A 12,030-nucleotide genomic window follows, 5' to 3' on the forward strand; every position below is an offset into this window, starting at 1 on the left:
GGCTAGGCTCCTGCCTGCTCCGGCGACAGTTTTGGTGTGCCGGAGGCGCCGGTGGCCACCGCAACCGTCCGCTTCTCAATGCGTTTCTCGCCCTGCGGGGCGAGAACCACGCGCTGGACGAAGATCCCCGGGACGTGGACGTGCTCCGGGTCCAGCTCCCCCGGCTGCACGAGCTCCTCGACCTCGGCGATGGTGACTTTCCCTGCCATGGCGCACAGTGGGTTGAAGTTCATGGCAGTGGCGTGGAAGACGAGGTTGCCGTGGCGGTCACCCTTCCAGGCGTGCACGAGGCCGAAGTCGGGCGTCAGCGATTCCTCCAGCACGTACTCGGCGCCGTGGAAGCTGCGGACTTCCTTCGGGGCGGAGGCAATCGCGACGTTGCCCTCGGCGTCGTACCTCTGCGGTAGGCCGCCGTCGGACACCTGGGTGCCGACGCCGGCCGGGGTGTAGAACGCGGGTATGCCCGCGCCGCCGGCGCGCAGCTTTTCGGCCAGCGTGCCCTGCGGGGTGAGGACCACCTCCAGCTCGCCGGAAAGGTATTGCCGGGCGAACTCCTTGTTCTCCCCCACGTAGGAGCTGATGGTGCGCCGGATCCGGCCGTCCTTGAGCAGGATCCCGAGGCCCCAGTCGTCGACGCCGCAGTTGTTGCTGACGGTTTCCAGGTCCGTGGCACCGCGCTCATGCAGGGCCTCGATCAGCGTCACGGGAATGCCGCACAGCCCGAACCCGCCGACGGCGAGCGAGGCGCCGTCGTGGATGTCCGCGACAGCCTCGGCGGCGCTGGCAACAACTTTGTTGATCATCGGTGATCCTTCCGGCCGGCTACAGTCCCAGTTCGCGGGCGATCAGCATCAGCTGGACCTCCGTGGTGCCCTCGCCGACTTCAAGGATCTTGGAGTCGCGGTAGTGGCGCGCCACGGTGAATTCGTTGATGAAGCCATAGCCGCCGAACACCTGGGTGGCGTCCCGCGCGTTGTCCATGGCTGCCTCGCCTGCGACCATCTTAGCGATGGCCGCCTGCGTCTTGAACGGCTTGCCGGCAAGCATCCGGGCGGCCGCGTCGTAGTAGGCCAGGCGGGCCGTGTGGGCGCGGGCCTCCATCCGGGCGATCTTGAACGCGATGGCCTGGTATTTGCCGATGTTCTGCCCGAACGCGCTGCGTTCCTTGGCGTATTTCACGGACTGGTCCACGCAGCCCTGGGCCGCGCCGACGGCCAGGGCCGCAATCGCGATCCGGCCTTCGTCCAGGATGGAGAGGAAGTTGGCGTAGCCGCGGCCCTGGGTGCCGAGCAGGTTCTCCTCGGGGACGTGGACGTTGTTGAACGTCAGCGGGTGGGTGTCCGAGGCGTTCCAGCCGACCTTGTTGTAGGCCTTTTCCGCGGTGAAGCCCGGAGTGTTGGTGGGCACCAGGATGGTGGAGATTTCCTTCTTGATGCTGCCGTCCGCGCGTTCCTCCTGGCCGGTCACCGCGGTGACGGTGACGAGCCTGGTGATGTCCGTGCCGGAGTTGGTGATGAACTCCTTGTTGCCGTTGATGACCCACTCTCCGCCGCCCAGCTTGGCAGTGGTCTTGGTGCCGCCGGCGTCCGAGCCGGCTTCCGGCTCGGTCAGGCCGAAGCCGGCGAGCGCCTTGCCGGAGGCCAGCAGCGGCAGCCATTCCTGCTTCTGCGCCTCGTTGCCGAAGCGGTGGATCGGCATCGCACCGAGCGAGACGCCGGCCTCGAGGGTGATCGCGACAGACTGGTCCACCCGGCCGAGCTGTTCCAGGGCCAGGGCCAGGGCGAAGTAGTCCCCTCCCATGCCGCCGAACTCTTCCGGGAACGGCAGGCCGAACAGGCCCATGTCCGCCATCTGGGAGACGACCTCGTAGGGGAAGCTGTGCTCTTCGTCGTGCTTGGCGGAAACCGGGGCCACCACCTCGTCGGCGAATTCGCGGACGGTGTCGCTAAGGATCTGGTAGTCCTCGCTGAGTTCAAAATCTGCCATGGGGTGACTCCTGTGTCTGAGGTACATCTGTGGTCTGTTGAAAGGTGTTGGGTGCGCCGGGGTTGGTTAGCCGGGGTGGGGGCGGTGGTGTCAGTAGGGTGCGGTCATTCGGCTGCGCCCATCGCGATGACCGCTTCCTCGATCGTGTCCTCGGCTTTCGAGGGCTCCGTCGGGTGAACAGTGGGGTGGATCGTTGCCAGCACCTGATCGGCCTTGACGAGGTCGCCGGAGCCGACGCTGATGTGGACGGTTCCGTCCAGGGGCGCCACGAGCTGGTGCTCCATCTTCATGGCTTCCACCGAGAGCAGCACCTGGCCGGCCTCCACGGTGTCGCCGTTGCCGACGGACACGGACACCACGGTGCCGGGCATCGGCGAGCGCACCGCCGGGTCGGCGGCGCCTTCCTCGCGTTCGATCGCCGCCAGCACCCGGGCGAGCCGGGTCTCCCGGGTGAGCACCTCGAGCCGGCAGGACCAGCCCTCGTTGCCGAGGAACACTTCCGTTGGCATCGGGTTGCCGGGGCCGGGGGGGACGGGCCCGCGGTGGACCGGCGCCAACGCGTAACTGCGGGATTCGTCGCCCAGAGTCAACTCCGCGGTGCCTCGCCTGGTGGACCGAAAAGATGCCGGGCGTCGCGGGCCGCCGTTGACTGCCACGGCCGCCGTCCCCCGCGCCAACGAGCCCGATACCTGCACCGTGGCGATACCGCCGTCGGGGGTCCCCAGGCTGATCCGGCGCGGGGCAGCTGCACCGAGCCGCCACCCGTTACCGAGATGCCAGGGACCTGTCCCGGCGTCCTGCGTTTCATGCTCGTGCATCGCAGCGGCGAAGGCGGCAGCAGCGGCCACCTCGAAGTCGCCCGCATGCCGGAAGGAGAACTCCGGCATTTTCCGTTCGATCAGGCCGGTGTCGAGCCGTCCGGCTCGGACGTCGGCGTCGTTGATCAGCAGCCGCAGGTATTCGACGTTGGTGTCGATGCCCAGCGCGGTATACCCGGCGAGCGCCTCATCGAGGATGTCCAAAGCCCCGGCCCGGTCCTCGCCCCACGCGATGACCTTGGAAATCATCGGGTCGTAGCTGCTGGAGATTTGGAGGCCCTCCAGCAGGGCCGAGTCGACACGGACCTTGCCACTCGCGGTGTCCGGCAGTTCGTCCAGCAGCACGACCTGTCCGATGGACGGCAGGAAGTTCTTCTCCGGCACCTCGGCGTAGACGCGGGCCTCCACCGAATGGCCGGTCAGCACGACGTCGGCCTGGGTCACCGTGAGTTCCTCGCCGGCCGCGATGCGCACCTGCCATTCGACGAGGTCAATGCCGGTGACCATCTCGGTGACCGGGTGTTCGACCTGCAGGCGGGTGTTCATCTCCATGAAGAAGAACTCGTCCGGGGCGGCGTCCGAGACCAGGAATTCCACGGTCCCGGCGCCGGAATAGTGGACGCTGCGCGCGGCCTGGCAGGCGGCCTCGCCGATCCGGGCGCGGATCTCCGCTCCGTCGGGCAGGGATTCCAGCAGCGGGGACGGTGCTTCCTCGATGACCTTCTGGTGGCGGCGCTGCAATGAGCACTCGCGCTCCCCCAGATGGATGACGTTGCCGTGGTTGTCCGCCAGGATCTGGACCTCGATGTGCCGCGGGGTGAGCACGAGCCGTTCCAGGAACAAGGTGTCGTCGCCGAACGCGCTCGCGGCGACCCGGCGTGCGGTGGCCAGGGTGGCTTTTAGGTCCTCGGCACGTTGGACGATGTGCATGCCCTTCCCGCCGCCGCCGGCGGAGGGCTTGATCAGCAGCGGGAAGCCGACGCCGGCCGCGGCCTCGATCAGCTGCGCGTCGGTCATGCCAGGTTCAGCGATGCCCGGCACCACGGGGACGCCGTAGCCGGTGACGTGGTTCTTGGAGCGGATCTTGTCGCCCATGACGTTGAGGGATTCGACGCCGGGGCCGATGAACGTGATCCCGGCGGCTTCGAGGGCACGGGCGAAGTCGACGTTCTCGCTCAGGAAGCCGTAGCCGGGGTGCACGGCCTCGGCGCCGGTGTCGCGGCAGGCCTGGATGATGGCCTCGATCTTGAGGTAGCTCTCGGTGGCGGCGGCGGGCCCGATCCGGACCGCCACGTCGGCTTCCCGCACGTGCCGCGCGTCGGCGTCGGCGTCGGAATAGACGGCGACCGAACGGATGCCGAGGGCGCGCAGGGTCCGGATGACGCGGCAGGCGATTTCGCCGCGGTTGGCGACGAGCACGGTGCCGAACAACGGGGTGCCGGTTGTGGGGGTGGCTGGAGGGGTGGCCACGGAAGGCGTGGCGGGCGAAGAGATGGTCGGCGAAGAAAGATTCATGGCTGGCTCACATCCGGAAGAGGCCGAAGGAGGTCTCCGGCAGCGGGGTGCGGGAGACGACGTCGAGCGCCAGTCCCAGGACGGTGCGGGTGTCCGCGGGGTCGATCACGCCGTCGTCCCAGAGGCGGGCGGTGGAATAGTAGGGGCTGCCCTGGTCCTCGTACTGGGCTTTGATGGGGGCTTTGAAGGCTTCCTCGTCCGCGGCGGACCATTCCTCGCCGCGGGCCTCGTACTGGTCCCGCTTCACGGTGGCGAGCACGCTGGAGGCCTGGTTGCCGCCCATCACGGAGATCCGCGACGCCGGCCACATCCACAGGAAGCGCGGGGAGTAGGCGCGTCCGCACATCGAGTAGTTCCCGGCGCCAAAGGATCCGCCGATCACGACGGTCAGCTTGGGCACGCGGGCGGTGGCGACGGCGGTGACCATCTTGGCGCCGTTCTTGGCGATGCCGCCCTGCTCGTAGTCCTTGCCGACCATGAAGCCGGAGAGGTTCTGCAGGAAGATCAGCGGGATCCCGCGCTGGTCGCACAGTTCGATGAAGTGCGCTCCCTTGAGGGAGGACTCGCTGAACAGCACGCCGTTGTTCGCCACGATGCCCACGGGGTGGCCGTGCAGCTTGGCGAAGCCCGTGACCAGGGTGGTGCCGTAGTTCTTCTTGAACTCGTGGAACCGGCTGCCGTCGACCAGCCGGGCGATGACCTCACGCACGTCGTACTGGGCGTTGACGTCCGTGGGCACGGCACCGTAGAGCTCGTCGGGGTCGGCAACGGGCTCGACGGCGGTGTCCACGTCCCAGACGGGCGCGGCAGGCTTCGGCAGGGTGGAGACGATGTCCCGGACGATCTGGAGGGCATGCTCATCGTTCTCGGCCAGGTGGTCCGTGACCCCGGAAATCTTCGAGTGCACGTCGCCGCCGCCGAGTTCCTCCGCCGTGACGATCTCGCCGATCGCGGCCTTCACCAGCGGCGGGCCGCCCAGGAAGATGGTGCCCTGGTTGCGGACAATCACGGTCTCGTCGCTCATCGCCGGAACGTACGCGCCGCCGGCGGTGCAGGAGCCCATCACGGACGCGATCTGTGGGATCTTCGCCGCGGACATCCTCGCCTGGTTGAAGAAGATCCGGCCGAAGTGTTCCTTGTCCGGGAAGACCTCGTCCTGCTTGGGCAGGAACGCCCCGCCGGAGTCCACGAGGTAGATGCAGGGCAGCCGGTTCTCCAGCGCGATTTCCTGCGCGCGGAGGTGCTTCTTCACCGTCATCGGATAATAGGTGCCGCCCTTGACTGTGGCGTCGTTGGAAATGACCAGCACCTGGCGGCCGTGCACCAGCCCGATGCCGGCAATGACGCCTGCACCGGGCGAGTCGCCGTCGTACATGCCGTCCGCGGCCAGCGGGGCGATCTCCAGGAAGGGGCTGCCGTCGTCGAGCAGCTGGTCGATGCGCTCGCGCGGCAGGAGCTTGCCGCGCGCCACGTGGCGTTCCCGGGACTTCGCGGGCCCGCCCAGCGCGGCGGTGGCGAGCCGTTCCCTCAGCTCGCCGGCCAGCCCCAGTTGGGCCTCCCGGTTCGCGGCGTAGGCGGTGCTCGTCGCATCCACCCGGCTGGCGATTGTCTCCATTGACTGCTTCCGTTCCCTGACCTGCGCGGACTTGCGCGCCGGAGCGGCAACTCAGGCCGCCCGACTATTTCGGTTAGTACCGCATAACTGAGATTTAGGTTAGTCTCTATTAACTGTGATGTCCAACACAGGGATCATTTGCAACGAGGGGATGCGCCGGTGACCGAGCCCAGCCAGACCGCCCAGCTTCCGTCAGCCCAGGCAGCCCCGACCCGAGCAGCCTCGACGCAGCGCAGCCAGGCCAAGGCGAACAGGCGGCAGGCCCTGTTGTCCGCCGCCGCCGCGCTCTTTGCCCTGGAGGGCTTCAACCGCGTTTCCCTGGAAGATCTCGGGGCCGCGGCCGGCGTCAGCGGGCCGGCGGTCTACCGCCACTTCGCCGGCAAACAGGCCGTCCTCGGCGCCCTGCTGCTCAGTGTCAGCCAGGACCTGCTCGACGGCGGCCGCAAGGTGGTGGCCGATTCCGACGGCGACCTGGCGGCGTTGGGCGGGCTGGTGGCCTTCCACGTCGACTTTGCCCTGAGCAACCCGGACGTCATCCGGGTCCAGGACCAGGACTTCAGCAACCTGGCCGGCGAGGACCAGGCCGAGGTCCGCACGCTTCAGCGCAACTACGTTGAACTCTGGGTTGACGTGCTGGCCGGACTGCACGAGGGCACGGAGGCCGCCGAACTGCGGATGCGCGCGCACGCCACGTTCGGGCTGATCAATTCGACCCCGCACTCGGTGCGCAGCCACGGGCGCCGCATCGGCGTCCGCCGCGCCAGGCCGCTGCTGGAAAGCATGGCGCTGGCCGCGCTCCTGGCACCGGCCCCCACCGAGCCGCTCGGCTAAGCAACTCCCCCGCCCCGGGCGCCCTCCCGGGTCCGCGGGTCGGTCCCGCACACCACGAAGCTGCCGGCCGCCCCTTCCTTTCGGTCGGGGCAGCCGGCAGCTGTGTCGCAGGGACCTAGACCATGGCGAGGACCATGCCCGGATCGGCCAGCATGGCCCCGAGGTCCTGGAGGAACCGCGAGCCCTGCTCGCCGTCGACCAGCCGGTGGTCGAAGGACAGGCTGAGCGTCATGACCTGGCGCAGCGCGACCTCGTCCTTGTACTCCCACGGCATCTTCCGGACCGCGCCGAGGGCCAGGATGGCGGCCTCGCCCGGATTCAGGATGGGCGTGCCGGCGTCAATGCCGAAGACGCCGATGTTCGTGATGGAGATCGTGCCGCCGGAGAGCGCCTCAGGGCTTGTCTTCCCGGCCCGGGCCGTGTCCGTCAGTTCCGTCAGGGCGGAGGAGAGATCCATGAGGGACATCCGGTCCGCGTCCTTGATGTTCGGAACGGTCAGCCCCCGCGGGGTCGCGGCCGCGATGCCCAGGTTCACGTAGTTGAACTGGACGATCTCCTGGTTGGCCTCGTCCCACCGGGCGTTGAGGGTCGGGTGGTTGCGCAACGCAATCAGCACGGCCTTGGACACGAGCGTCAGCGGGGTGAGCTTGTACCCGGCGAACGCGCGGCTGGCCTTGAGCCGTGCCAGCAGCTCCATCGTGGGCGTAACGTCGACGGTCAGGAACTCGGTGACGTGCGGCGCGGTGAAGGCACTGGCCACCATGGCGGCGGCCGTGAACTTCCGCACGCCCTTGATCGGCGTGCGGGTCTCGCGCTCGCCCGGGGCCTGGACAAGCCCTGCGGCCTGCGCCGTCGCACCGGCGGGTTCCTGGGCGGCCGCGGGCAGCTCCCCGCCGCCGACGAAGTTCAGCACATCGTCGCGGGTGATGAGCCCGCGCTCCCCGGTACCGGTCACGGCCTCGAGGTCGACGCCGAGATCCTTGGCCAGCTTGCGCACCGGAGGCGTGGACCGCGGGCGCTCCCCCGGCGACATGTCGCCAGCTGTGGTTGCGGCCGGCGAGGTTTCGACCGGCTGGGTTTCGGCCGGCCCAGCAGCACGGACCGGTGCCACTAGCTCGGCTGCACGGACTGGTGCCACCGGTTCGGCCGCGACGGCCCGAGGGGCCGCCGGTGCCGCGAAGGTGCGGGCGCGGCGGGCCGGCCGGCCGGAGGCTTCCAGGACGGCGCCATAGCCCACGAGGTTCGGCTCACGCTTGCCGGCGGCGGCCCCGTCCGCACCGGCACCGGCGGAACCGGCGGCGCCGTCGTCGCCCTCGATCTCGAAGGAGACGATCGGCTTCCCGACCTCAACAACGGTGCCGGGCTGTTCATGCAGGGCCGCGACGACGCCGGCAAACGGCGAGGGCAGCTCCACGACGGCCTTGGCCGTCTCTACCTCGGCGATGATCTGGTTGAGGGTGACGGTATCCCCTACCGCGACCTTCCAGGCGACGATTTCCGATTCCGTCAGTCCCTCGCCGAGGTCCGGGAGCCTGAATTCCTTGATCATAGTGGCGCTCATCCTTCCAGCCCGCTGAGGGAGTTGGGGCGGCCGAGGGCACGGTCGACGCCGTCGAGAATCCTGTCAAGGCCCGGCAGGTGGTGCATTTCCAGCTTGGAGTAAGGGTAGGGAACATCGAAGCCGGTCACGCGGACGGGAGCGGCCTCGAGGTAATAGAAGCAGCGCTCGGTGATGCTCGCGGCGACTTCGGCGCCGAGGCCGCCGGACTGGCTGGCCTCGTGCGTGATGACCAGACGGCCGGTCTTGCGGACGGAGGCCTCAAGGGTGGCGAAGTCCAGTGGTGCCAGCGAGCGCAGGTCGATGACCTCAACCGAGATGCCTTCGTCGGCGGCCGCCATGGCGGCGTCGCGGGCGGTCTTGACCAGCGGGCCGTAGGCCACAAGGGTGACGTCCTTGCCCTCGGTGACAACGCGGGCCTTTTCCATGGACAAGGCAGAACTCAGGTCGACGCTCTCGTCCACCTCGCCCTTGTCGTGGTAGCGCCGCTTGGGCTCGAAGTACAGGACTGGATCGTCGGAGGCGATGGCCTGCTGGATCATGGTGTAGGCGTCCTGGGGGTTGGACACGCTGATCACGCGCAGCCCCGAGGTGTGGGTGAAGTAGGCCTCGGGCGATTCCGAGTGGTGCTCCGGCGAGCCGATGCCGCCGCCGAACGGCACGCGGATGGTGATGGGCATCTTGACGGCGCCCTGGGTGCGGTAGTGCATCTTGGCGACCTGGCTGACGATCTGGTCGAACGCCGGGTAGATGAACCCGTCGAACTGGATCTCCACCACCGGACGGTAGCCGCGGTATGCCAGGCCGACGGCGGTACCCATGATGCCGGACTCGGCGAGCGGGGTGTCCACGACGCGGTGCTTCCCAAAGTCTTTCTGCAGCCCGTCCGTGACACGGAAGACGCCGCCAAGGGCGCCGATGTCCTCGCCCATCAGGACCACCTTGGGATCGTTTTCGAGGGACTTGCGCAGGCCCGAATTGATGGCTCGGGCAAAGGTCATCTGCGTCATCAGCGTGCACCTTCTTCAGAAGCGGCTTCTGCGGGATCGCCGAAGGAAGCCAGGTAACGGGAGTAGTGCTCCTGCTGGCGGTCCAGCCAGGAGTTGGGCGTGCTGTACACGTGCTTGAAGATATCCAGCGGCTGCGGCTCGGGCATGTTGATGGTCCCGGCCCGGAGTTCCTTGGCCACTGCGTCAGCTTGCGCGGCGACGTCGGCCTCGAGGTCCGCGGTCAGCAGTCCCTTGCGTTCGAGCAGCGACTTCATCCGGCTGATCGGGTCCTTGGCGGCCCAGTCCTCGAGTTCGTTGGCATCCCGGTAGCGGGTGGGGTCGTCCGCCGTCGTGTGCGGGCCCATCCGGTAGGTCACGGCCTCGATGAAGGTGGGGCCGCCGCCGCGCCGGGCACGGTCCAGGGCAATGCGGGTGGCTGCCATGACGGCGAGGACATCGTTGCCGTCTACCCGCATGCTGGGGATGCCGAAGCCTGAGGCGCGGTCCGCGAGCTGGATGTGGGACTGCAGCCGGACGGGTTCGGAAATGGCCCAGTGGTTGTTCTGGCAGATGAAGACGACGGGCGCCTGGAAGCTCGCGGCGAAGACCATGGCTTCGTTGACGTCGCCTTCGCTCGTGGCGCCGTCGCCGAAGTAGGCCACGGCGACGCAGTCGGCGCCGTCGTTCTGGATGCCCATGGCGTAGCCCGTGGCGTGCAGGCTCTGCGCGCCGATGATGATCTGCTGGGTGGCAACGTTGACGGTGAACGGGTCCCAGCCGGCGGAGGCGTTGCCACGCCAGGCACGGACGAGATCCTCCGGCTTCACTCCCCGGCAGTAGGCGACGCCGTTGTCGCGGTAGCTGGGGAAGACAAAGTCGTCCTCGCGGAGGGCGCGGGCCGAGCCGATCTGGGATGCTTCCTGGCCGAGCAGTGGCGGCCACAGAGCCAGTTCGCCCTGCCGCTGGAGGGCCGTGGCTTCGGCATCGATCCGGCGGATGACCACCATGTCCTCATAGAGCGCGCAGAGCTGCTCATCGCTGACGTCCTGGAGCCAGGGATCGAACTCGGGATGGCTGATGCGCTCGCCCGCCGGGGTGATGAGCTGGACGAGGTCGCCGCCCGTCCGCCTCATAGAATTTTCACTGTTTCCGGGGCCCCCGGCGGCAATGCCGCCCTTGCCCGCGTCGTCGGTAAACACTGTTGTCCGCACCTTCTGACGTCGTCTGACCGGAACTCCCAGGACTCGTGATCCCGCGGCGCGCCAGCCGCCCGGGCGCCGTTGCCCCGGATAATTGTGACCCTACTCACAATGCTCATCGGGTACAACCACCCGCAAAAATATTGAGCATTATGCCCTGTTTGGCGTTCGTCAACCGTGCTAATCTTGCGCATTATGCAAACCTTGGATGGCACTGACACCCGCCTGCTTTCGGCCATGGCGCGGGACCCCCGGCGGACCGTGGTTGCCCTCGCCCAGAAGCTCGGACTCTCGCGCAATACGGTGCAGGCCAGGATGGCCCAGCTGGAGAAGAAGCACGTGTTCCTCTCCTTCGAGCGGCGGATCAACCCGGTGTCCCTGGGGTACCCGCTGATGGCTTTCATCTCCGTCCACGTCCAGCAGCAGAAGCTCGGACCCCTCGCCGTCGAGCTCGCCGGGATTCCGGAAATCCTGGAGGGCTACGGCCTGACGGGCTCGGCCGATCTGCTCCTGCGGGTGGTGGCGCTCGACGCCGAGGACCTGTTCCGGATCAACGGCAAGATACTGGCGTGCGACGGCGTGGACCGGACCGATACCGCACTGGCGATGGGCGAGCTGATCCCGTTCCGGATCCAGCCCCTGCTGGAGCGCGGATCCGCCGATAACTGATCCGCTTTTCATCTGTGCCGTGGGCGGCCGCGGCGCTAGGCTGTGTCCGTTGGGTCCCCCTGAGTCCTTGGGTCCGCGCACGCGGCCCAGTGCAACAGGCAGTGGCTTGTCTGGACTGCCGGAAAGGCTTGAACCGTGAGCAGTCCCGAGGAACCACACCGCCCGGTACCGCCGCAGCCCGGGCATGAGCCTGCAGCCGGCCACCCGGCGCCCGGCCAGCCGCCCGTTCCGTACTACGCCCCGCCGCCCGGGCCCCCCGCCGACGCCGCGGTGCCCAACTACGCGGCGCCCAGCTACCCGCCACCCGCGACCGGCGCGGCTCCCAGCTACCCGCCACCTGGCGGCGGCGCACCTCCGTACTACGGCGGGCCTGGGCAGCCGCCGCCCTACTACGGCGGCGCCGCCCAGCCGCCCCCGAAAAAGAGCCGCAAGGCCCTGTGGATTGTCCTCGGGATCGTCGGCGGTGTGCTCCTGCTGGTGAGTGCCGGCGTCGTCGTCCTGCTCAACGTGGTGGGCGGAGCCACCAACCAGGCACGGGGCATCGCGGACGATTTCACGAAGCTGATCATCGCCGGCGAGGTCAGCACCGCCTACGAGAAGTACCTGGATCCGGCCCTCATGCGGAAGATTTCCCCGGAAGAGTTCGCCGCGGGCGTGCAGAGCCTGGAGCTTGACGGCAGCTGTAAACCGAACTTTTCAACCCTCAACGTCAGCTCCAACAACGGCTCCAACGCCGCCGACGTCGCCGGAACGATCGACTGCGACACGAAAAGCGTGGAGCTGGTCTACCGCTTCGAGGGCCACGATGAACTGAAGATGGTGAACATTCGGCTGAGGCCCCAGCGCTGAC

10 protein-coding genes are annotated in these 12,030 nt (G+C 68.1%); 3 read left to right on the forward strand and 7 right to left on the reverse strand.

Going from position 1 to position 12,030, the window contains the following annotated elements:
* Positions 1 to 2 precede the first annotated feature (2 nt).
* The 4 genes from AC1DRO_RS08845 to AC1DRO_RS08860 form a co-directional block, all read right to left on the reverse strand.
* Positions 3 to 803 (reverse strand): CoA transferase subunit A, encoded by an 801-nt coding sequence (locus tag AC1DRO_RS08845; RefSeq protein WP_476950557.1) that lies wholly within the window; start codon positions 801 to 803, stop codon positions 3 to 5.
* 19 nt (positions 804 to 822) lie between these two features.
* Complete coding sequence (locus AC1DRO_RS08850; RefSeq protein ID WP_223914042.1) at positions 823 to 1,986, reverse strand: acyl-CoA dehydrogenase family protein; 1,164 nt, start codon at positions 1,984 to 1,986, stop codon at positions 823 to 825.
* A 104-nt stretch (positions 1,987 to 2,090) separates the two neighbouring features.
* Complete coding sequence (locus AC1DRO_RS08855) at positions 2,091 to 4,319, reverse strand: acetyl/propionyl/methylcrotonyl-CoA carboxylase subunit alpha (RefSeq protein WP_476950558.1); 2,229 nt, start codon at positions 4,317 to 4,319, stop codon at positions 2,091 to 2,093.
* A 7-nt stretch (positions 4,320 to 4,326) separates the two neighbouring features.
* A complete protein-coding gene (locus AC1DRO_RS08860) occupies positions 4,327 to 5,934 on the reverse strand; it encodes a carboxyl transferase domain-containing protein (protein WP_476950559.1) in 1,608 nt (535 codons plus the stop codon).
* A 159-nt stretch (positions 5,935 to 6,093) separates the two neighbouring features.
* Here AC1DRO_RS08860 and AC1DRO_RS08865 point away from each other — a divergent pair, with 159 nt between their 5' ends.
* A complete protein-coding gene (locus tag AC1DRO_RS08865) occupies positions 6,094 to 6,765 on the forward strand; it encodes an SACE_7040 family transcriptional regulator (protein ID WP_476950560.1) in 672 nt (223 codons plus the stop codon).
* 115 nt (positions 6,766 to 6,880) lie between these two features.
* On the opposite strand, the gene AC1DRO_RS08870 is transcribed toward AC1DRO_RS08865, so the two are convergent.
* Genes AC1DRO_RS08870 through pdhA form a run of 3 tightly spaced genes read right to left on the reverse strand, consistent with a single transcriptional unit; the run spans position 6,881 to position 10,511 of the window.
* A complete protein-coding gene (locus AC1DRO_RS08870) occupies positions 6,881 to 8,326 on the reverse strand; it encodes a dihydrolipoamide acetyltransferase family protein (protein ID WP_476950561.1) in 1,446 nt (481 codons plus the stop codon).
* The gene (locus AC1DRO_RS08875; protein ID WP_476950562.1) at positions 8,323 to 9,333 is read right to left on the reverse strand and encodes an alpha-ketoacid dehydrogenase subunit beta; all 1,011 of its coding nucleotides are present in this window, start codon (positions 9,331 to 9,333) and stop codon (positions 8,323 to 8,325) included. Before AC1DRO_RS08875 ends, AC1DRO_RS08870 begins: the two co-directional genes overlap by 4 nt.
* The gene (gene pdhA / locus AC1DRO_RS08880; RefSeq protein ID WP_028278128.1) at positions 9,333 to 10,511 is read right to left on the reverse strand and encodes a pyruvate dehydrogenase (acetyl-transferring) E1 component subunit alpha; all 1,179 of its coding nucleotides are present in this window, start codon (positions 10,509 to 10,511) and stop codon (positions 9,333 to 9,335) included. The genes AC1DRO_RS08875 and pdhA overlap by 1 nt, the downstream gene beginning before the upstream one ends.
* A gap of 195 nt (positions 10,512 to 10,706) precedes the next feature.
* Here pdhA and AC1DRO_RS08885 point away from each other — a divergent pair, with 195 nt between their 5' ends.
* Together AC1DRO_RS08885 and AC1DRO_RS08890 are read left to right on the forward strand one after the other, a co-directional pair.
* The gene (locus AC1DRO_RS08885) at positions 10,707 to 11,180 is read left to right on the forward strand and encodes an Lrp/AsnC family transcriptional regulator (RefSeq protein WP_026266622.1); all 474 of its coding nucleotides are present in this window, start codon (positions 10,707 to 10,709) and stop codon (positions 11,178 to 11,180) included.
* 135 nt (positions 11,181 to 11,315) lie between these two features.
* Positions 11,316 to 12,029: a hypothetical protein gene (locus AC1DRO_RS08890; RefSeq protein ID WP_476950563.1), complete on the forward strand. Its 714-nt coding sequence runs from the start codon at positions 11,316 to 11,318 to the stop codon at positions 12,027 to 12,029.
* The last annotated feature ends 1 nt before the right edge of the window (position 12,030 follow it).

Source organism: Arthrobacter sp. P4_F11 (assembly GCF_056401395.1).